We start from the raw sequence: 21,939 nt of genomic DNA, 5'->3' as shown, positions 1-21,939 counted from the left end.
ATTAGGTAGTACACTTTTTAACTTTAAATACGATGCCTTAAACAAAACCAATGAGATATATACTTTCATTCATTTTATTGAGTATTTTTTCAATTAGTTTTGGACAAGATAACTCTGGAGCCACACAATTTTGGAATCAATTAAAAACACATTGTGGGCAATCTTTTGAAGGACAAATTACTGCAGGTGCGACTCCTAACGACCCTTTTTCAGGAAAAAAATTAGTGATGAATGTCCGTAGTTGTGAAAACAATAGAATACGAATTCCTTTTTTTGTTGGAGAAGATAAATCAAGAACTTGGGTCTTAAGTTTAGAAAACAATAAAATTCAGCTCAAACACGATCACCGTCATGAAGACGGAACACCAGATAAAATCACACAATATGGTGGTATGTCTACCAACAGTGGCTTACCAACAATTCAATTTTTTCCAGCTGATCAAGAAACAGCCACTTTACTCCCTAATGCTTCTACTAACATTTGGTGGATTACTCTGGACGAAAAAACATTTAGTTACAACCTAAGACGTATTGGTTCAGACCGATTGTTTACTGTAACTTTTTACCTTACAAAACCAATTCAAAATCCATCTGCACCATGGGGATGGAAGGAATAAAAAAAGGCAACTGTAACATCAACAGTTGCCTTTTTCACAAAAAACACATCACTAACTAAATATAACAACCAAAAAACCTTTTCTTTATAATCATTTCTTTTTACTTAAATACAATTGGCGTGCCAAACTAAAAACCCACATATCTAAAGGGATTGTGTTTTAGGAAGTAACTTGAATCTGTCCAATTAATGGATTTTATTTCAAAATTTGGACAAAAAAAAGATGCCATTGGGAGTTCCAATGGCATCTTTTTTAGTATAAATTATCAATAGATTATCTTACAATTACTCCATCTACGAAAAGAATAGGCACTTCTTCCATTTCAGTTTCATTGATGCTATTGGCTTTGAAAATGAATTTTTTATCGTACAAAGTGCCATCAATAAAATAAGTCACCATAAACTCGTTATTGAGCGTAAGTACACTTTTCTCAATCATTTCTATTTTAACAACAGAAACAGCTGGTATTTCAACGAAAGCGTGACGCAAAAGCGACGTTTTCTTCATTTCGCCATCAATCGTTCCAAAAGCTTTAGAAACGACCATAACGCCTTCTATATTAAAATCGCTATCGTTTACCAAATAGGCGTACCACACTTTTTCCATAAAGTCGTCGCTCCATTCTTGAACGGCAGCAATAAATACATTTTCTACTACAGGTATGATGATGTCTTTTTTCATATTATAAAAAATGAGTCCCTAGTACTTAGTCCTCAGTCAATAGATGCTATGACTACAAAAGACTAATTGCTAAGGACTATTGACTTGTTACTAAATAATCGATTTAAATTGCTCTAAGAAACGCACATCGTTTTCATAAAACATACGGATATCTCCAATTTGATACAACAACATAGCGATACGCTCTACTCCCATTCCGAAAGCAAAACCATTATACTCATCTGGATTGATACCACAATTGGTCAAAACATTAGGGTCTACCATTCCGCAACCACCAATTTCTAACCAACCCGTACCTTTGGTAATACGATAATCCGTTTCGGTTTTTAAACCCCAATAAATATCTATTTCGGCACTTGGCTCCGTAAACGGAAAATAAGACGGTCTAAGACGAATTTTTGACTTACCGAACATTTCCTTCGTAAAATACAAAAGCGTTTGTTTTAAGTCCGCAAAAGACACATCCTTGTCGATATACAACCCTTCTACTTGATGAAAGATACAATGTGAACGAGACGAAATGGCTTCGTTACGAAATACACGCCCTGGAGAAATCGTACGAATAGGTGGTTTGTTGTTTTCCATATAACGCACCTGAACCGATGAAGTATGAGTACGCAACAACACATCAGGATTGGTTTGAATGAAAAAAGTATCTTGCATATCACGAGCCGGATGGTATTCTGGCAAGTTCAAGGCTGTAAAATTATGCCAATCGTCTTCGATTTCTGGTCCTTCAGAAACATTGAAACCAATGGTTGAGAAAATATCAATAATTTGATTTTTCACTAAGGATATTGGGTGACGTGAACCTATAGTGATTGGTTCGCCCGTTCTGGTTAAATCGCCATAAATACCTTTGCTTTCTTGCTGATTTTCTAAACCTTCCTGAATTGATTTTACTTTTTCTTCAGCAGTAGTTTTTAGTAAATTGATGACTTGTCCAAATTCTTTTTTTTGGTCATTCGGAACATTTTTGAATTCGGCGAACAACTCTTTCAAAAGTCCTTTACTGCCTAAAAATTTAATCCTGAAAGCTTCCAATTCAGCCCCATTTTGAGTAGAAAACACTTGTGCTTCTGCAATGTATTCTTTTATCTTGTCTATCATTTTCATTCCATAATTGAGGTGCAAATTTAAGCAAAAGTTAGAAGTAGGAAGTTAGAAGTAGGAAGTTTTTTTGAGATTCCTATAACTAAGAGCAGAAACAATAGGTTTTTTAGTGAGCATTATTCCCGCTGTACGTTATATCTGTAGCGCTGAACCCCAGCGCTACAGGATGCCACTTCCATCCTTTAGATTTGCTAAATAAATTTAAATTACTTTTAATCAACAACCAAACTGACAAAGTGAACCTTCTCTTCGATCAAAGTTAGCTACTTATGCCCCGATTAGGACTTTGTCAGTTTTATTGAATNAAAACGTTCATTTTTTACAGTTTTGCCTTGATTAGGCTAAGAGCAGACAGGTTTATTTGAAAAGAAACCTATCTTGATAAATTTATGATGTTTACGAATAAAAATAACTTATGAAAGGCACAACAAACCTTCGTGTAATTCTTATTCGAAGGCTTGTTATGTCTTTTTTTTAAACTAAAAAATAAATAAATTTTTAGTTTGTATATATCATAGTAATCGGGGCTAAAAAGTAAAAACTTGTTTTCTAGGAAAGATTTTAAAACCATAAAAAAAGCTGTAATCATAACAACGATTACAGCTTTTATTTATTGAATTTGAATTCCCCCCCAGCTGGTAAGAGCAAAAATAAGTTCAACCGCTAGCGCGATGCCTCAGGCTCGTGCCCATAAAGTTGAGCAGAAAACAAACTATAAGCTTGAAAAAGTTGCAATTTTTGTTTTTTAAATAGAAATAATAAATTGATTATAGTTGCGGGTACGAGCGAGACGCTCGCACTAGCGTGGGGGAATTTAAATACAACGTAGGTAATAAATAATTCTTTAAAGTTATAAATTATGCTAAAGACAAAAATGTTATTATTCTCATTCATCATATTTATGATTGGGTGTCAAAAAAATCAAACTACAAAAAATAATGAGAATACAAATATTATAAACATTAAACCAGGAGGAGTACCCGTTATTGCTAAAACAAAAGCAGAATTTAAAAAATCGAGTTACTTCAAAGAAGATCGAGTTAAAGATGATAAATATGATGTGATGCAAAATGGAAATGAGGTGTCATATAACGAATTATTACTATATTATGACTATAATATATCTAAAAGACACGAACTCTTACCCTATACGTTATTTATGATTGAGAAACACAAAAAATATAATTATTGTACAAATGCTTTTGAAAATTTATATGAATTTTATACGGATCAGGATATTCATTATTGTGATGGTACAGACGCAAGTTATATTCAATATTTCAAAAAGATTAATACTTTAGAACCGAGAGTAAGAAACTATTGTCTTTCTTTTATTGAATTAGGAAGTAAAAATGAGGACACTCTCAGTTTAAAATTTTTAGAAATATTTTATAGATATGGTTTTGGTTTCAATAAGGATATTCAAAAAGCTGATAGTTTAAAATTGGCTTATCAAAAGAAATCTGAAATTGATTTTAATAAATATAGAAAAAAATAACTTAAGCTAAATAGGGCACCGCTCCCCAAAGTGTTCTTATGAAAAGCTGCGCAAATTTCTCTGACTTTGCGCATTTTTTTTAATGTCTTACTAAACTCTAAATCTCTTAAAAGTTCCAGCAGATGCAAGTAGAGATAAGCAGAAAAGCGAATTATAACAATCGAGGCTATAGGTTAAAAAAACCTTTTTTCTAGGAAATATTTTAAATCCACAAAAAAAGCTGTAATCATAACAACGATTACAGCTTTTATTTATTCAATTTCTAGTTCTTTCTTAAGGCGCTGGGTCTGGAATTTTTGCCTGAACGCCATCTATCGCTTGCGGTAGTTCTTCGCTTAAAGTCACATTAATCGTATCGATGTTTTCTTTCAGTTGTTCCATTGTTGTGGCGCCAATAATCGTACTAGTTACAAAAGGTTGTTGCTCGATAAAAGCTAAGGCCAATTGCGTTAGCGTCAATCCGTTTTGCTGTGCAATTTCGTTGTACAAACGCGTAGCCGCAGCCGATTGTTCGCTATTGTATCTTGAAAATTGAGGAAACAAATTGATTCTTGCGTTAGGATGTGATTCGCCTGTTAAAAATTTACCCGACAACACCCCAAACGCCATTGGCGAATAGGCCAAAAGCCCCACGTTTTCTCTGATTCCAATCTCTGCTGAACCATTTTCGTACAAGCGATTCAACAACGAATAAGGATTTTGAACCGTTTTGATTCTTGGCAAATTATGGTATTTACTTTCTTCCAAAAAGCGCATAATTCCCCACGGCGTTTCATTCGACAATCCGATATGTTTTATTTTTCCTTGTTGGATAAAACCATTCAATGTTTCTAAAACTGCGTGAATGTTGTCTTCCCAAGCATCGTCTTGCACTTTAAAACCGCGTTGTCCAAAAAAATTGGTTTTACGTTCTGGCCAATGCAATTGGTACAAATCGATATAATCCGTTTGTAAACGCTCTAAACTTTTGTCTAAAGCATATTGAATACTCGCTGGAGAAAAATCATTCTTTTCGCGCATATAGGTAAAGTTAGGATTTGGCCCCGCAATTTTTGATGCCAAAACCACTTTGTCTCTATTGCCTGTTTTTTGGAACCAAGTTCCTAAAATGCGTTCGGTGCTGCCGTAAGTTTCTTTACGCGCTGGTACTGAGTACATCTCGGCCGTATCAAAAAAGTTAACACCTTGTTCTAAAGCATAGTCCATTTGAGTGTGTCCTTCGGCTTCTGTATTTTGTTGACCAAAAGTCATCGTGCCTAAACAAATTTTACTGACTTGAATATCAGTATTGGGTAAAGTGGTATATTTCATTGATGCTGAAAATTTATAAAATCTAAAAAGCCAAAGGTAAAAATTAGTTTTCCGATAAAAGTTGGACGTTCGTTAATTTTAACCCAAAAGCATTTAAGCTTGAATAAAGTTGATTCCATTCAATTTAAAAAATATATTATATTTACTTCAATTAAAATAATCGAATGGGAAAAATAAGTTCTATTGAAATTGCAATAGCAATTTTAGCATATGGTTTATTATTGTTATTTACTGCATCACAAATCGTAAAGAAAGAGAAAAAATATGGGCTTCCGTTTTGGCTCTTCATAATAATCTCATTCCCTATTTTAGGCATTATGAGTTACTATATTAAACGAATTTTGAACAAAAGATATATCTAAACAAAAGGCTCTCTAATAAAACGGAGAGCCTTTTGCACTTTTTCTATAAGACAAGCTTTTTTCTAAAACTCTTCTAACATTTTTGAGATTTCGTCCAAACGTGGCGTCAGAATGATTTCAATTCGGCGATTTTTGGCTTTTCCTTCGGCAGTGGCGTTGCTTTGCAATGGAGCATATTCGCTACGACCTGCAGCCGTTAAATTTTGTTTGTTTACTTTCTTGTTTTCGCTCAAAATAGCTACTATAGCTGTGGCTCTTTTGGTAGACAAATCCCAGTTATCCGCGATTGGTCCTGAACCTTTGAAACCGTCATCATCTGTATGCCCTTCGATTAAAACAGCAATATCTGGATTATCACCCAATACTTTAGCTACTTCTACCACTGCTTTTTTCCCTTCGGAACCTACAGCCCAACTACCTGAATTGAACAATAATTTGTTCTCCATAGAAACGTAAACTTTTCCATTTTTTTGCTCAACGGTCAAGCCTTTTCCTTCAAAACCATTCAAGGCTTTAGAGAGTGTATCTTTTAGTTTTTTCATCGCGGCTTCTTTGGCTGCAATCAAATCCTCTAGTTCTTGCAAACGTTGAGCACTTTTGCTTAAACGCTCTTTTTCGGTGGCTAAGGCTTTACTTTTTGCATCAAGTTCAGCAAGAAGTTCATGATTTTTTTTCAAGTTGGTTTGCAAAGCTTCTCCACTGTTTTTCTCTAGTGCTGCATACGAATCTTGAAGTACTTTGTACTTGTTTTGTGCAGCGGCATAGTCTGCTTTTAACTTTTCTAAATCGGATTTGGTTTTATTTAACTCAGATGTCAATCCTTCTTTATCGGATTCTAATTGTGTTTTTGCTTTTTGCAATTCGCCATTTTCGTTGGTTAAATCGGCGTGTTCTTTTTGAAGATTGGCTAATTTATTTTCTAGCTCGTTGTAGATTTTTTTGGACACGCAGGAACTGGCTAAAAGCAGTAATGTGAGTCCAAGGAAGGTTTTTTTAATCATGGGGTTGAATTTAAACTATATTAATTTTATGTAAGATGATTGTTTGATGTCCTATGCCCTAGCCCTGATGGGAACGGCATCCTTGCTTGGCGGGGTTCGCCAAGCAAGATATAGTGGACAGCAGGATTAGCTCCTAAAAATTATTCGATTTCTACCAAAATAGGGCAATGATCGGAGTGCATAGCATCTGGTAGAATAACGGCTCTTTTGAGTTTATGTTGTAAGGAGTCGCTCACCAAATTGTAATCGATGCGCCAGCCTTTGTTATTGCCGCGGGCTCCTGCTCTGTAACTCCACCACGAATACTGATGGGGCTCTTGATTGAAATGACGGAAACTGTCGATGAATCCTGAATTAATAAATTTATCTAACCACGCGCGCTCCTCAGGAAGGAAACCCGAAACGTTTTTGTTGCGAATGGGGTCGTGAATATCGATAGGCTTGTGACAAATGTTGTAATCGCCACAAATAATGAGGTTAGGAATGTCTTTTTTTAGTTGGTTGATGTAATCGTGAAAATCATCCATGTACTTAAATTTATGGTCCAATCTGTCGATGTTGGTTCCTGAAGGCAAGTACAAGCTCATCACAGAGCAATCATCGAAATCAACTCTGAGGTTGCGTCCTTCGTAATCCATGTGCTCAATTCCGGTTCCGTAAGTTATTGCATTGGGTTTTATTTTGGACAAAATGGCTACGCCAGAATAGCCTTTTTTGGTAGCCGAGAAATAATATTGGTAAGGATACCCTGCTTTTTCAATATCGGCTACGGGTATTTGGTCTTCGTTGGCTTTTATTTCTTGAAGGCAAATAACATCGGGATTGGCTTGTTGCAACCATTCTAAAAACCCTTTGGTGATGGCAGCGCGAATTCCGTTTACGTTGTAAGAGATGATTTTCATTGAGGTGACGTATTAAATTTCTTTATAAATAAATGAAAAAATAGCTGTTTTTCCCTTATTTTTAGTTCAATTTTCGGATAAAAAACTAAGATTTTTGCGGAATTCAAAAGTAGTAAAAAAGTGGAAGTTTGTTTGACAAAACCCAAATAAATTAGCCTTTTTTTCTATCTTTGCGTCTTGCTTTAAAACAATAAAGAAATGGGTTTAGTTACCGCAAAAGAAGTTGCAAAAGCAATAAATACGGATAAGTACGGCGTTTTTGGTACTTTCTCGGGTTGGTTGCTGATGAAAGTTTTAAAAATCTCTACGTTAAACAAAATCTACGACAGGAATAAACATTTGAGTGATGTTGTATTCTTAAATGCTATATTGGATGAGTTTCAAATTAAATTTGAAATTCCAAAAGAAGACTTCAAACGACTACCAAAGGATGGTGCATATATTACGATTTCGAATCATCCTCTTGGAGGAATTGATGGCATATTGCTATTGAAATTAATGCTCGAAAAAGAGCCTAATTTTAAAATTATTGCCAATTTTTTATTGCACCGCATTGACCCCATGAAGCCTTACATCATGCCGGTTAATCCTTTTGAAAACCACAAAGATGCCAAATCGAGTGTAGTTGGAATAAAAGAAACGTTGCGTCACTTGAAAGACGGAAAACCACTGGGAATGTTCCCAGCAGGTGAAGTTTCTACCTATAAAGATGGCAAATTGATGGTAGACAAACCATGGGAAGAAGGCGCATTAAAAGTGATTCGAAAAGCGCAAGTGCCAGTGGTACCTATTTACTTTCATGCCAAAAACAGTAAATTATTTTACTTCTTATCGAAGATAAACGACACCCTAAGAACGGCTAAATTGCCTTCGGAATTGTTAACTCAGAAAAAAAGAGTCATCAAAGTTCGTATTGGTAAACCGATATCAGTAGCCGAACAAAATGAGTACGAGTCTATTGAAGAATACTCAGAATTCTTGAGAAAGAAAACCTATATGTTGGCTAATCCTTTCGAAAAAGACAATAATTTCCTGAATACCAATCCGCTTAAAGGACACAAAAGCCCTAAGAAAATCGTTACGCCTGCTAGTAGTGAAAAAATGATTCGTGAGGTCGAAAATCTTAGAACTTTGGATTGCCGCTTGTTGCAAAGTAAAAACTATGAAGTCTTTTTTGCTAAGGCAAAAGACATTCCAAATATTCTACATGAAATAGGTCGATTAAGAGAAATCACTTTTAGAGAGGTAGGAGAAGGAACCAACGAATCTATAGATTTAGACAAATACGATCAATATTATCGTCACCTCTTTTTGTGGGATGATGAGACAAACAAAATTGCTGGTGCTTATCGTATGGGATTGGGTTGTGAGATTTACCCAAAATACGGCATGGACGGTTTTTACCTGAATGGATTGTTCCGTTTTGAGCCGGAATTGCATGATATGCTTCATAAATCAATCGAAATGGGGCGTGCTTTTATCATCAAAGAATACCAACAAAAACCAATGCCTTTGTTTTTGTTATGGCGCGGAATTATTCATACGACCTTGCATTATCCTGAGCACAAGTATTTACTTGGTGGGGTGAGTATAAGTAATCAATTTTCTGATTTTTCAAAATCGTTAATGATTGAGTTCATGAAATCCCACTATTATGACCCGTACATCGCACAATACGTGCATCCTAAAAAAGAATACAAAGTAAAACTAAAGGATGCTGATAAGGATTTTGTTTTTAATGAAACCGATGCTGATTTGAACAAATTTGATAAAATCATTGACGAACTAGAACCAGGCGTATTGCGTCTTCCTGTATTAATCAAAAAATATATCAAACAAAACGCAAGACTGGTAGCCTTTAACGTTGATCCGCTTTTTAACAATGCAATTGATGGATTAATTTATATTCGAATTGAAGATATTCCAGAAAGTACTATGAAACCAGTTATGGAAGAATACCAAGCTGAACTGGAACGAAAAATGAATGACAAAGAAGATTAATATCACAAAAAAAGACACCTAAGGTGTCTTTTTTTATGCAAGTGTTTTCAAACTATAGCAGTAAACCTTTGGACTTAGCCACTTTTACCAACTCTTCATCAGAACGATCTTTGAGTTCTAAAAGCACTTTCAAGTCTTCCATTCTCCTTTTTATAGCGCTTGAAGAAATAGGTACGTATTGTGGAATATCAGCAACCTTAGTTCCTTTTGACAATTGGAACAAAATCTTTTTATCAAACTGATCAATTTCGATAGGAACATGTTGCATTTGGCTTAGCATTTCCAAAACTGACTGACTGTAATACTTTTCATTTTTGATTACTCTATCAAATGCAAAAAGCAATTCATCAAAGGTTAAGTCATTTTTAATTATCAATCCATTTGGATTAATATTTTTTAGAATGGTATTGATTTTTAATTTTTCTGTAAACATGGTAAGCAAAACAATTTTGCATTTAGGCATACGTTCCATAAGTACAATTGCTAAATCTTCACCAGATAAAATTCCTTTTTCTACATAAGCAGGCATACTTATATCCAAAAAGGCGATATCAAAAGAAGGTGATTCCGGATTAACAATCACCTCATAGCCTGATTGACAATCTTTGGCTTGATCAATCAAAAACTCATATTCGGTAGGACGATATCGAGTTATGGCATTCTTATATCCTTGAATGATGAAAGGATGATCATCAACAATAAGGATATTTTTTTTAATTACTGTAAATTCTTGGGGCATTGTATGAATTGATTAAGTTTGGTTATTTGGGTTTTCAATGGGGACTTCAATAATAAGTTGCGTTCCTTCGCCTGGTTTTGTTTTTATTTCTAATTTACCCTTACACTCTTTGGTTCTAAATGCTATGTTTTGGAGACCAATTCCTTTCTTGGCTCTTTTCAAATTAAATCCTATTCCATCATCTGCAATACATAACTTTAGGTGCTCTGGATTACTTTCTTTTTTGAAATCAACAGCTATCAAAGAAGCTTTTGCATATTTATTACAGTTTTGCAAGGCTTCTTGAAGCATTCTGTATAAGTTAATTTTGACTTCATTTGAAACATTAGCCCAGTCAATATTCTTATCAAGAGTAAAATTTAATTTTGTTTTGAACGCTTTTCTTTGATTCTCAATAAGATTATTTAGAATCACTACGAAGTTATTAATTAATTCGGTGTTTTCTCTATTCAAATCATGGGAAATTTCTCGAATGTCTTGTTCAATCTGCTTTAATTCTGCTAAATATTCTAATCTGCTTTTAATCGCATGTTGATCTTGAGCAGTGTTCATCGTATCCAGATTCATTCGAACACCAAATATTTTGCCCAAAACGCCATCATGTAACTCCCTTGCAACTCGTTTTTTTTCTTTTGCTCTGTTTTCTTCTATTGTTTTTTGCTGAGATATCATCAGATTGTAAATTTCAGCATTAGCAATTTGTTGCTGTTCTTTAAACATTAACTCTCTATGTTTATTGCGTTGGGAGACAAAAACAAAAGTAAAAACCCCTATCAAGGTGAGAATACTAAAAACATAGAATAAATTTCGATTTTGAACGACCAAATCAGTGTTTTCGCTTTTTATAACATCCGTTTCATACTCAATTCGGGAGAATTTTTCACCCATTTTTCGTTCGGCTTTTTGAAGACTGTCATTGATGTGAATGTATTCTCTAGAATAAAGTGTCGCGTTTTGGGGTTCTACTACACCCATCTGTTTAAGAGCGACCAATACATTTCTGAAGTTTTTATCATTTCTCGCAGAAGTCAATGCCTCTCTTGCATACTGAACGGCCTTCGCATCGTCATTTTTGTAACTGTAGTATTCTGAAAGGTGGATTTTGTTCGCTACAATACCTGAAGTTAGTTTCAGACTATCTCTTAATTTTAAGGATTTTAAAAACAATCCTGGAAGTTCATCATCTTCCCTAAGCCTAAATCGGGAGTAAGCCAAATTATCCAAGAGCATGGCATACAAAGAAGGCTTATCGTATTTTAGATTTTTTTGTCTTAAACCTTCTTGATAGTATTCTTGAGCTTTTTGATAATTTTTTAAATTTTGATAAACATAACCGATGTTATTTAAAGAAGTAGCTCTTGATTGATAAACTGAAGGGATTTTATCATCAGTAGCATTAGCTAGTGCTTTAGTATGATAGTCAATAGATTTATCATATTCTTCTAAATCATTATATAAAATGCCTAATAAGTTGTATAACTCATACAATAAATCATTAGCTTTTTGATATTTTAAAATTCTTAAAGCATTAAAAACAGATTTTTCACTTCCTAACAAATCGCTTTCAGCATATTGTAAATTAGCTTTATTCAATCTTGTTCTTGCAACATTGTACAAATCATTTTTAATTAAATACAATTTTTCAGATTTGTAATAATTCAAAAATGCACTATCTGAAATTAATCTTGTTCCGAAATAGTCCCCTTTATATGCATATGCTTTCGCTAAACTCAATGTATCTTTAGCCTCTAAAGAATTCTTTAATACAAATTCAACTGTTTTTATGTAATTGAATGAATCATCCATATTATAGAATCTGTTTGCTACTTTAAACAAATTCATTCTTGCTAATGAATCATTTTGATAATCCGCTAGGATATCAAAGGCTTTCTTATTGTAACCTTGTTTAACAACAAAAGGGATTGTATCATTGTTAGCTAATTCCAATAAAACTTTGAGACTATCTATACTAAACTTATCATCAATGTATTCAATTTTTTTATTTTTTGAACAATTGACAAAAAAACAAACAAAAAAACAAACTATTAAGTTTTTGAATTTCAAAGTTTTTTGAATTTCATCAAAAATATAAAAAGATTTGACAAAAAAAAAGCTAACAAAAATTGTTAGCTTTTAAAATATTGTTTTTTGATGTTTTAGTCTACTTTTTTATTACCTCCCGTAGATTGTGACCCATTTATATCAACTTTCTTATTACCTCCTGTAGATTGAGACCCATTTATATCAACTTTCTTGTTACCTCCTGTAGATTGAGACCCGTTTATTTCAGCTGTAATTCCTTTTTCAATTGTAGCTTTTTGCTCTGGTGTAGTAAATGAAGTTAATCCCATTACTAATGTAAATAATCCGATAGTTAAGATTGCGTTTTTCATAATTTGTGGCTTTATGTTTTTGTATAGATTTTACTTTTTTTTCCACTTTCTTGCGGAAATGTTTTGTAAATCTAAGCAGCCACACCACTTTTTTCCCACACAAAAACCCTGTTTTTGGTAGAATATAGCCATTCGTTAGCAAGTACTATTCAATACAAAGCAAACTAACTGATTGTCAGATTTCCAGATAGTTGCCCTTTGAAAACTCCGAAATAATCAAGTCAATATTGGATTTATAGGACCTTGAAAAAGGTATTTTTTTTAAGCTATTTCTTATGAAACACAAAGAGTTACCCGCTTGAATTCGCGATATATAATTTCGATTTACGATGTAACTATTATGGATTCTGATGAAGGGAAAATCTAAAATAGACTCAAAATGTTTTAACGTTTTGAAAGCCGTTATCATTTCACCAGAATTCAAATGAATATCGGTAGAATTGTTATCGGCTTGAAAAAAACAAATATCATCTGCATTGATGTAACGATAATCCCCATAGGATTTAATACAAATGATTAGTGGTTTTGATGCAACAGTTGCTTGAATAGTCATTTTTTCAGTTAATCCATCTGATGGACTAAGTTCATTTGGCAAAACAAGAGCTGCTTTTTTACTTAACTTATGAATAGATTTAATCATTTGCTGAGGCTGAACGGGCTTTGTATAATAATCAAAAACTCCATAATTTATAGCGTCTAAAGCCCAATCTTTTTTGTTTGTAGTAATAATTATATCTGGTAAAATAGACAGAAAACGATGCAACTCACTGATAAAGCCTAACGATAATAAACTTTTTTTTTCGGTCGGGTCAATTTCTAAAAAAACAAGTTGAGGCTTTTTTTCCAATACTAAATCAATCCCATTCACATGTGTATTTGCCATTCCTAAGAATACCAATTCAGGAAACTCGTCTGCAATACCTTTAGTTTGCAAAGCGCCCTCTTTTGAATCATCAACAATTACATACGTAAAACTCATTTGGCAACCCTTGAAATATAATTAGAAAGTATAGTAAAAAAAACACCCTTTTACTATAGAGCATTTTAGAAAACCTAAAGTTATAGCAAACCTACTTTACCTTTATGTATTGTTAAAAGAAAGTTTCAATTTGTTAACAGAAAAAATAAAAATACAGAAAAATGTTATAAAATCATTCAAAACAACAAAACTAAACCATAGATACAATGAATTATCTACTTTGAATATTTTATTAACTTAACGATTCCTTCAATTAAAAATTAATTTCTTTCTTACATTTGAAAAAAACTATTTATGAAAAAACTATTACTTTTATGCACTATCGTCTTAAGTTTAACTAGCTATAGTCAAGAAAATGAAGTGTCAACTTTTAAAAAAAATGAGATTAAGGGAAACGCTTTATTCTTAGTTTTAGGTGCTGTTGAAGTAACCTACGAACGCATACTAACTGATGATTCCGCCCTAGGTGCTTCTGTTTTTTTTATTAACGAAAATGAATCGGATATTTCTTTTAGTTTCACCCCATTCTATCGTGCCTATTTTGGAAAAAAAACAGCTAGTGGTTTTTTTATTGAAGGATTTAGTATGATTAATACTGGAATAAATAGTAGAACGTACTATTATGATAACACTGGAAACTTAAGTTCAATAGATAAAAATCGTTTTACTGATTTCGCTCTTGGTTTTGGACTCGGTTCTAAATGGATTCACAAAAAAGGATTTGTTTTCGAAATAAATGCTGGAATAGGACGAAACTTATTCAGTGACAATAGTCCAGAAATAGTAGGCCGTGGTGGCATTACTTTGGGTTATCGATTTTAATTACAATAGTATTAAATACTTTAATTTGAAACCAACATTATTAGTTTTAGCTGCTGGATTGGGTTCTCGTTATGGAGGATTGAAACAGCTCGACGAATTAGGTCCAAATGGTGAAATCATAATGGATTATTCTATCAATGATGCCCTTAAAGCTGGTTTTGGAAGCGTGGTCTTGATTGTTCAAGAGGCAATGATTCCAATGCTCCATGAGCGATATGTGGTTCATTTAAAATGGCCTGTTTCATTTGTTATTCAGGACAAATTCATAGAAAGAAATAATATTGTTTATGAAAACTCCAAACCTTGGGGAACTGCGCATGCCCTTTGGTGTGCAAGAAATAGCATAAAAGGCAATTTTTTATTAATCAATGCGGATGATTTTTATGGTCAAAACTCCTTTGCTTTAGCTTTTAACCATTTGGTTCAATACAAAAATCCGTGTGCAGTCGTTTTCCCAATCTTGAAAACCTTATCTGAAAATGGCACTGTAAATCGAGCCGAAATTCATATTGAAAATGGGTTTTTGAAAGATTCTATCGAAAGAGAAAAAATTAGCAAAACCAATGAAGGTGTTTTTTATCCCAATCCAAATGGAGAAAACATACTACTCAGTGAAGACACTTTGGTCTCAATGAATATGTGGGGCTTTACTACTGAAATTTTTGATTTCTTAGACAATGACTTGGTTGACTTTATCCAAAAATGGCAGCAAAATATAAAGCTAGAATATCAGCTACCAAATGTTGTTACTGCTATAATTGAAAAAGGTATTTATCAAATAACTGTACTTACCACTGACGAAAAATGGATAGGAATAACCTACCAAGACGATAAGCAAAAAGCAGTATCTCAGTTGGAAGAATTACATAACTTAGGAGTTTACAGCAACCCATTATGGAAACACTAGTAACAAAAGTCGTATCTGAATTTTTAGGAGCAGTAAGCATTACTGATATTGTGACTCTTCAAAGTGGTTTGATTAATAGTACCTATAAAATTGCAACCAACAAGGGGATTTTTGTTTTACAAAAAATGAATCAAAAGGTCTTTCCTAACATCAATTCATTGTTGAACAATAAAACAAAAACAACTCAATTTTTAAGTGAAATTGGCTTCCCCACTGTTACATTTCTTGCTACTAAAGAAGGGTTATTGTATAGTAAACTCGGTGAAGATATCTGGCAAATGTCGGTTTACATTCCCTCATTTGTAAAAGAAAAAATTGAGTCGCCTGCTATGGCGGAAAAAGCAGGTATTCATTTAGCGCAATTTCATAAAATACTGCTTGATTTTCCAATTGAACAATTAGAATATACCCTCCCCGATTTTCATAACACTCCCAAACGATATACCGATTTTAAGAGCAAGCTCATTAGTGCTTCAAAAGAGCGTTTGCAAAATGCCAGTGAGGAAATAGAACAACTCAACTATTTTTATGCAAAAGTAGCTTCGGTGGCTTTAGCTATTCAAGAAGGAAAAATTCCTTTGCGTGTTGTGCATAATGATACCAAAATAAGCAACATGCTCTTTGATGCAAAAGGCAATATCATCTGCATAATTGATTTAGATACGATTATGCCAGGTAGCCTTCTTCATGACGTTGGCGATGCCTTAAGGTCAGGAACAAATACCGCCACAGAGGAAGAAAAGGATTTGACCAAAGTAAATTTTGATGCCAATATTTACGAATCGTTTATAAAAGGATATACGAAAGAAGCACATTCATTTATGACTACAAAAGAATTAGAATCGCTCCCTCTCAGTCTTCCTTTATTACTTTTTGAACAAGCTTGTCGTTTTCTGTCAGACTATTTAGATAACGATTCGTATTATGCTACCACTTATGAAGAACATAACTTGGTTCGAGCAAAAACTCAAATTCATCTATTAAAACAAGTCTTCTCTTATATAAAAAGCATTCATAATAACTGATTATAAACTGAAGTCAGCTTTGAAAAATCGGAATAAAATAGAAAACCCTATAATTTTACCCACAGTAAAAAAGGTAAAAGAATAAAATGTAACATTTAAAAAATTGCTTTTTTAAAACTATATTTGGTTAAACAGTTCAAAATAATATTCAATGAAAACTTGCATTACCCTCCTATCTTCTTTTGTATTTATGCTTGCAATAGCAACTGTAAATGCTCAAATTATTAAAGTCAAAACACCTTCGCGTAGTAAAAACCAAACAGATGTTTTGCGAATGGCTGCGCCAGCAATTCCAATTGTACGTATCGCTTTTGTCGGATTAGGAATGAGAGGTTCGGATGCAGTAGAAAGAATGACCAATATAAAAGGGGTAGAAATCGTAGCGCTTTGTGATGTTTTACAAGAAAGAACTCAAGCTTCAAATACTGCCTTACAAAAACTAGGATTTCCTAAAGCCAAAGAATTTTATGGAGAAAATGCATGGAAAGAAGTAACCAAATTACCCAATGTAGATTTGGTTTACATTGCTACAGATTGGCTTCATCATGCACCAATTGGCGTTCAGGCGATGAAAGATGGTAAACATGTAGCCATAGAAGTTCCTGGAGCATTAACAATGAAAGAAATTTGGGAATTAATAGACACTTCAGAAAAAACAAGAAAACATTGTATGCAACTTGAAAATTGTGTGTATGATTTTTTTGAATTAACTACTTTAACTATGGCACAACAAGGTGTCTTTGGAGAAATACTACATGCTGAAGGGTCATATATTCATGGTTTACAACCCTTTTGGGGTTCCTATTGGAATAACTGGCGTATGGATTACAACCGCAAGCATCGCGGTGACTTGTATGCTACACACGGTATGGGCCCTGCTTGTTTAGCATTGAATATTCATAGAGGAGATAAAATGAATTACTTAGTTTCAATGGATACAAAAGCCGTTGGAAATCCTGCTTTTATCGAACAAAAAACAGGCGAAAAAGTAAATGACTTTAGAAACGGTGACCATACAATGACAATGATTAAAACTGAGAATGGAAAAACGATTCATATTCAACACGATGTGACATCACCTAGACCTTACAGTAGAATGTATCAGTTAAGCGGCACAAAAGGATTTGCCAACAAATACCCTTTTGAAGGATACGCTTTAGATGAGGCACAGGTGGGTGATGCTATTGCTCCTGGACATAAAAAATTATCTGCACACAGTTACATGCCAGAAGAAGTCAAAAAAGCATTAATGCTAAAATATAAAAACCCTATTGTTGTTGATATAGAAGAAAAAGCCAAAGAAGTTGGCGGTCACGGAGGTATGGACTTTATAATGGATTATCGCTTGATTTATTGCTTACAAAAAGGACTTCCCTTAGATATGGATGTTTATGATTTGGCCGAATGGAGTAGTTTGGGCCCATTAACAGAACTGTCATTGGATAATAATTCTGCTCCAGTAGCAATTCCTGATTTCACAAGAGGAAGTTGGAATAAACTTAAAACCGTTGAATTTTCTAAATAATTTAAATATTCTAGTCCTAAAGCACAATTCGTTAGCTTTAGGACTAGAATTAATTATTAATCAATTAGCATTTCTGGAATTTCGCCTTCTATGATTAAATCGGCCTCCGTAGAAGCGATGATATGTTCTACCGATACGCCTGGCGCTCTTTCTAAAAGCTTAAATCCATTAGGAGTGATTTCCATAACCGCCAATTCGGTTACTACTTTTTTTACACAACCTACGCCAGTTAATGGCAAGGTGCATTTTTTTAAAATTTTACTTTCACCTGCTTTGTTTACGTGCATCATCGCCACGATAATATTATCCGCCGATGCTACTAAATCCATAGCGCCACCCATTCCTTTGACCATTTTTCCTGGAATTTTCCAGTTGGCAATATCGCCGTTTTCGGCGACTTCCATAGCTCCGAGAATAGTCAAATCTACATGTTGACCGCGAATCATTCCAAAACTCGTTGCGGAGTCAAAAAAACTAGCTCCTGGTAAGGTGGTAATGGTTTGTTTGCCGGCATTGATTAAATCGGCATCTTCTTCACCTTCAAAAGGAAAAGGACCCATACCTAAAACACCGTTTTCGCTTTGAAATTCAACTGAAATATCTTCTCTTACATAATTGGCTACCAAGGTTGGAATCCCGATACCTAGGTTCACAAAGTAACCGTCTTTTACTTCTTTTGCAATGCGTTTTGCTATATCTTCTTTTGTTAGCATAATTTTGTTTTTTGAAACATATAAATCCTATAAGTTTAGTTTTAGTATTGCCTACTAAATAGTTTTGAATCAGATAAGAAATCAGGAACATTTAAGTTTTAGCTTCAGACTGAATACTATCTTTTTCTAACTGTTCTTTGCTCTATTCGTTTTTCATATTTTTCGCCTTGAAAAATACGTTGTACTAAAATTCCAGGAATATGAATCTGATTCGGGTCCAACGTTCCAGCTTCTACTAATTCTTCTACTTCAGCAATGGTAATTTTTGCGGCACCGCACATACACGGATTAAAATTTCTGGCTGTTCCTTTGAATATTAAATTTCCAGCGGTATCGCCTTTCCAAGCTTTCACAATGGCAAAATCAGCTTTGAAAGCTTCTTCCATAATGTGCATTTTTCCATTGAATTCGCGTACTTCTTTGCCTGTGGCAACTTCAGTTCCATAACCAGCAGGAGTAAAAAAAGCAGGAATACCAGCTTGAGCCGCGCGACAACGTTCAGCTAAAGTACCTTGAGGAATCAAATCTACTTCGAGTTCGCCAGAGAGCATTTGGCGTTCAAATTCTGCATTTTCTCCCACATAAGAAGAAATCATTTTTTTGATTTGTTTTTTTTGTAAAAGCAAACCAAGTCCAAAATCATCTACACCAGCGTTATTTGAAATACAAGTTAAATCGTTAACGCCTTTTTGAACTAAAGCTGCAATGGAGTTTTCTGGTATTCCACAAAGGCCAAAGCCACCCAACATCAGTGTCATTCCGTTTTCGATACCTTGAAGGGCATCTTGAACATTGGAAACCGTTTTGTTTATCATATATGTAAAATTTATTTTAGGGATAATGTATTTATTCGATAAAACAACGACTTAAAATCTCTTTAATAATAGAAATTTCATCGCAGCCGCTAAAATACTTCAAAAAAAGAAGCAATAACGAAATCGATTGCGAAGATTGGATTTAAAAGTATCGTTTTTTGAAAAAAAGAAACCATAACGATAGTTAAAAAAGTTATCGTTATGGCCTATTGAATTTTTATAGTTCGAATTCCTCGGTAGTTTGCTCAGTAGCGGTAGTGTCAACCACAACGGCTCTTCTTGGAGTGTAACAATCTACTTTAATTGAAAGATTGGCGGGTCGTTCAAAAGGTTCTTTGGAAACTTGTAAACTAGGGTCCTCATAACATTTTTTCATAAAATACCCCCAAACTGGCAATGCTGAGGCTGCCCCCTGTCCGTAAGTTAAACTTTTGAATCGAGCAGAACGGTCTTCACAACCAACCCAAACACCAGTAACTAAATTTGGTACCATTCCCATAAACCATCCATCAGATTGATTTTGAGATGTTCCTGTTTTTCCGGCGATAGGGTTTCTAAACATATAAGGATAGCCTGTCCAGCGGTGGTCACCTGCTCCTCCTCCTTCTGTTCTTAATCTTGCTCCAGAACCACTTTCGGTTACACCTTCTAGTAATTTAATAACAGCAAAAGCAATGTCTTTATTCAACACATCATGCGATTCAGGAATTGGCTCGTAAATAACCACTCCGCTTTTATCTTCGATTTTGTTTAAAAACTGTGGTTTTACATAAACCCCTTGATTGGCAAAAGTACTGTAAGCAGCCACCATATCTTCAACTGTGATTTCAACCGCTCCTAAAGCAATAGAAGGTTGCGTAATAATCTCTGATTTTACACCCAATTTATGTGTTAATTCAATAACCGCTTCTGGTCCTACTTTGTCAATCAGTTTCGCTGAAATGGTGTTGATAGAATGCGCCAAAGCTTGTTTCAAGGTAACCATTCCTCGGTATTTGTTATCAGAGTTTCTCGGCTCCCAATCTTCGGTAACGTGATGACGTCCTTTATGAATCATAAAAGGAGAATCAATAATAGAATCACAAGGTGACATATTTAATTGTTCAATAGCAGTAGCGTATACAAAAGGTTTGAAAGTAGACCCTACTTGTCTCGCACCTTGTCCTACGTGGTCGTATTGAAAATATTTATAATTGATTCCACCCACCCAAGCTTTGATGCTTCCGGTTTGAGGCTCCATTGCCATTAAACCAGATTGCAAGAAGTGTTTGTAATAACGAATAGAATCCATTGGAGTCATTACGGTATCAATTTCTCCTTTCCAAGAGAAAATCTTCATTTTTGTTTTTTTCTTAAATGAAGCAATGATTTCGTCTTCGCTTTTTTCCATAGCTTTCATAACATTCCATCTGTTTGAAGTCTTCATTGCTTGGTTCAAAATACGTTGCGTTTCAGCTTCGGTAATGTTTACGAAAGGCGCATTTTTGTTGTCTTTTTGTTGCAAAAAGAATTCTTCTTGCATGTTCGCCATATGTGCCGCTACTGCTTCTTCAGCATAGGTTTGCATTCTGGAATCTATGGTGGTATAAATCTTTAAACCATCTTTGTAGATATCATAATCTGTACCGTCTGGTTTTTTGTTTTCTTCTACCCATTTCTTCATATAATCTCTTAGGTATTCTCTAAAATAAGTAGCAATACCATCTTTGTGAGTTTCTAATTTGAAGTTAAGTTTTATGGGTAAACCTTGTAGTTGTAATTTTTGTTGCTCGGTAATGATTTTTCCTTTTTCCATTTGGTGTAAAACCACATTTCGGCGGTTTTTTACTCCTTCTGGATTGCGAATTGGGTTGTAAAGTCCAGAGTTTTTGAACATTCCTACCAAAATAGCCGATTCGTCTATGGTTAAATCTTTTGGAGCTTTGGAGAAATAGGTTTTTGCTGCTGAACTAACACCTACAGAGTTGTTTCCAAAATCATAGACATTACAATACATGGCGATGATTTCATTTTTGGTGTACTGTCTTTCCAAACGGATAGCGATAATCCATTCTTTTATTTTTTGAACAATACGAAAAGGAAGGAATTTCGAACCTTCTCCGTGAAATAATTGTTTGGCTAATTGTTGGGTTAGTGTACTAGCACCACCACTGGTTCCTAAACTTACAATAGCTCGCATAGTTCCTCTACCATCGATACCAGAGTGCTCATAAAAACGAGCATCTTCGGTAGCTACTAAGGCATCTACCAAGTTTTTTGGTAAATCAGAATACTTTAGTTGCGAACGATTTTTTTGGAAATATTTTCCCAAAACCACTCCGTCAGAGGAAATGATTTCGGTAGCCAAATTAGAGTCTGGATTTTCTAAATCTTCAAAAGAGGGCATTGAACCAAAAAGTCCCCAAGAAGCAAAAAGGAAGAAAAGAGCCAAAATACCCAAACCATAAAAGTAGATTTTCCAAAACTTCTTTTTATAGTAATTGATGTCTTTATCAATTGCTTTAGACGATGTGTTATTTTTTCTAACTGCCATAA

General features: G+C 34.3%; 19 protein-coding genes. 7 read left to right on the top strand and 12 right to left on the bottom strand.

The annotated features are described in order from the left end of the window. Positions 1-50: 50 nt before the first annotated feature. On the top strand, positions 51-617 hold the full coding sequence (locus tag FLAVO9AF_RS12705; protein WP_159689398.1) for a hypothetical protein: 567 nt from the start codon (positions 51-53) through the stop codon (positions 615-617). 273 nt (positions 618-890) lie between these two features. Here FLAVO9AF_RS12705 and FLAVO9AF_RS12700 read toward each other — a convergent pair whose 3' ends face one another. Together FLAVO9AF_RS12700 and pheS are read right to left on the bottom strand one after the other, a co-directional pair. After that, the gene (locus FLAVO9AF_RS12700; RefSeq protein WP_159689396.1) at positions 891-1,298 is read right to left on the bottom strand and encodes a hypothetical protein; all 408 of its coding nucleotides are present in this window, start codon (positions 1,296-1,298) and stop codon (positions 891-893) included. A 90-nt stretch (positions 1,299-1,388) separates the two neighbouring features. Then, positions 1,389-2,408: a phenylalanine--tRNA ligase subunit alpha gene (gene pheS / locus FLAVO9AF_RS12695; protein WP_159689393.1), complete on the bottom strand. Its 1,020-nt coding sequence runs from the start codon at positions 2,406-2,408 to the stop codon at positions 1,389-1,391. A gap of 862 nt (positions 2,409-3,270) precedes the next feature. Here pheS and FLAVO9AF_RS12690 point away from each other — a divergent pair. Then, positions 3,271-3,909, top strand: a complete 639-nt coding sequence (locus FLAVO9AF_RS12690) for a hypothetical protein (RefSeq protein WP_159689391.1) — start codon at positions 3,271-3,273, stop codon at positions 3,907-3,909. Positions 3,910-4,182: 273 nt separating this feature from the next. Here the strand turns inward: FLAVO9AF_RS12690 and FLAVO9AF_RS12685 are convergent, their stop codons facing one another. The 3 genes from FLAVO9AF_RS12685 to FLAVO9AF_RS12675 all read right to left on the bottom strand — a co-directional run bounded on the left by FLAVO9AF_RS12685 (position 4,183) and on the right by FLAVO9AF_RS12675 (position 7,485). Next, complete coding sequence (locus FLAVO9AF_RS12685; RefSeq protein ID WP_159689387.1) at positions 4,183-5,220, bottom strand: aldo/keto reductase; 1,038 nt, start codon at positions 5,218-5,220, stop codon at positions 4,183-4,185. 424 nt (positions 5,221-5,644) lie between these two features. Next, complete coding sequence (locus FLAVO9AF_RS12680) at positions 5,645-6,583, bottom strand: OmpA family protein (protein WP_159689384.1); 939 nt, start codon at positions 6,581-6,583, stop codon at positions 5,645-5,647. A 140-nt stretch (positions 6,584-6,723) separates the two neighbouring features. Then, positions 6,724-7,485: an exodeoxyribonuclease III gene (locus FLAVO9AF_RS12675; RefSeq protein WP_159689381.1), complete on the bottom strand. Its 762-nt coding sequence runs from the start codon at positions 7,483-7,485 to the stop codon at positions 6,724-6,726. A gap of 198 nt (positions 7,486-7,683) precedes the next feature. On the opposite strand from FLAVO9AF_RS12675, the gene FLAVO9AF_RS12670 reads away from it, so the two are divergent. Further along, positions 7,684-9,486: a lysophospholipid acyltransferase family protein gene (locus FLAVO9AF_RS12670; protein WP_159689378.1), complete on the top strand. Its 1,803-nt coding sequence runs from the start codon at positions 7,684-7,686 to the stop codon at positions 9,484-9,486. Between the two features lie 52 nt (positions 9,487-9,538). Here the strand turns inward: FLAVO9AF_RS12670 and FLAVO9AF_RS12665 are convergent, their stop codons facing one another. The 4 genes from FLAVO9AF_RS12665 to FLAVO9AF_RS12650 form a co-directional block, all read right to left on the bottom strand. Next, a complete protein-coding gene (locus tag FLAVO9AF_RS12665) occupies positions 9,539-10,225 on the bottom strand; it encodes a response regulator (protein ID WP_159689375.1) in 687 nt (228 codons plus the stop codon). Positions 10,226-10,237: 12 nt separating this feature from the next. Beyond that, positions 10,238-12,172, bottom strand: a complete 1,935-nt coding sequence (locus tag FLAVO9AF_RS12660; protein WP_236552321.1) for a tetratricopeptide repeat-containing sensor histidine kinase — start codon at positions 12,170-12,172, stop codon at positions 10,238-10,240. Between the two features lie 209 nt (positions 12,173-12,381). Continuing rightward, complete coding sequence (locus tag FLAVO9AF_RS12655) at positions 12,382-12,618, bottom strand: 3-oxoacyl-ACP reductase (protein WP_159689369.1); 237 nt, start codon at positions 12,616-12,618, stop codon at positions 12,382-12,384. Positions 12,619-12,793: 175 nt separating this feature from the next. After that, positions 12,794-13,597, bottom strand: a complete 804-nt coding sequence (locus tag FLAVO9AF_RS12650) for a LytTR family DNA-binding domain-containing protein (protein WP_159689366.1) — start codon at positions 13,595-13,597, stop codon at positions 12,794-12,796. 294 nt (positions 13,598-13,891) lie between these two features. Here FLAVO9AF_RS12650 and FLAVO9AF_RS12645 point away from each other — a divergent pair, with 294 nt between their 5' ends. The 4 genes from FLAVO9AF_RS12645 to FLAVO9AF_RS12630 all read left to right on the top strand — a co-directional run bounded on the left by FLAVO9AF_RS12645 (position 13,892) and on the right by FLAVO9AF_RS12630 (position 17,876). Continuing rightward, positions 13,892-14,419 carry a DUF3575 domain-containing protein gene (locus FLAVO9AF_RS12645; protein WP_159689363.1) on the top strand — a complete coding sequence of 176 codons (528 nt, stop codon included), beginning with the start codon at positions 13,892-13,894 and terminating at the stop codon, positions 14,417-14,419. Between the two features lie 25 nt (positions 14,420-14,444). Beyond that, positions 14,445-15,326 (top strand): sugar phosphate nucleotidyltransferase, encoded by an 882-nt coding sequence (locus FLAVO9AF_RS12640; protein ID WP_159689360.1) that lies wholly within the window; start codon positions 14,445-14,447, stop codon positions 15,324-15,326. Continuing rightward, positions 15,314-16,351 (top strand): phosphotransferase enzyme family protein, encoded by a 1,038-nt coding sequence (locus FLAVO9AF_RS12635; RefSeq protein WP_159689357.1) that lies wholly within the window; start codon positions 15,314-15,316, stop codon positions 16,349-16,351. Before FLAVO9AF_RS12640 ends, FLAVO9AF_RS12635 begins: the two co-directional genes overlap by 13 nt. A 190-nt stretch (positions 16,352-16,541) precedes the next feature. Beyond that, on the top strand, positions 16,542-17,876 hold the full coding sequence (locus tag FLAVO9AF_RS12630; protein ID WP_236552343.1) for a Gfo/Idh/MocA family protein: 1,335 nt from the start codon (positions 16,542-16,544) through the stop codon (positions 17,874-17,876). A 56-nt stretch (positions 17,877-17,932) separates the two neighbouring features. Here FLAVO9AF_RS12630 and FLAVO9AF_RS12625 read toward each other — a convergent pair whose 3' ends face one another. From FLAVO9AF_RS12625 to FLAVO9AF_RS12615, 3 genes are all read right to left on the bottom strand, one after another. Further along, positions 17,933-18,589 (bottom strand): CoA transferase subunit B, encoded by a 657-nt coding sequence (locus FLAVO9AF_RS12625; protein ID WP_159689351.1) that lies wholly within the window; start codon positions 18,587-18,589, stop codon positions 17,933-17,935. 116 nt (positions 18,590-18,705) lie between these two features. After that, entirely contained in the window at positions 18,706-19,404 is a 699-nt protein-coding gene (locus tag FLAVO9AF_RS12620; protein WP_159689348.1) for a CoA transferase subunit A, read from the bottom strand. Positions 19,405-19,621: 217 nt separating this feature from the next. Further along, entirely contained in the window at positions 19,622-21,937 is a 2,316-nt protein-coding gene (locus FLAVO9AF_RS12615; protein WP_159689344.1) for a penicillin-binding protein 1A, read from the bottom strand. Positions 21,938-21,939: the final 2 nt, after the last annotated feature.

It is taken from the genome of Flavobacterium sp. 9R (assembly GCF_902506345.1).
Classification (GTDB): Bacteria; Bacteroidota; Bacteroidia; order Flavobacteriales; family Flavobacteriaceae; genus Flavobacterium.
This window is presented reverse-complemented; position numbering and strand designations above follow the sequence as displayed.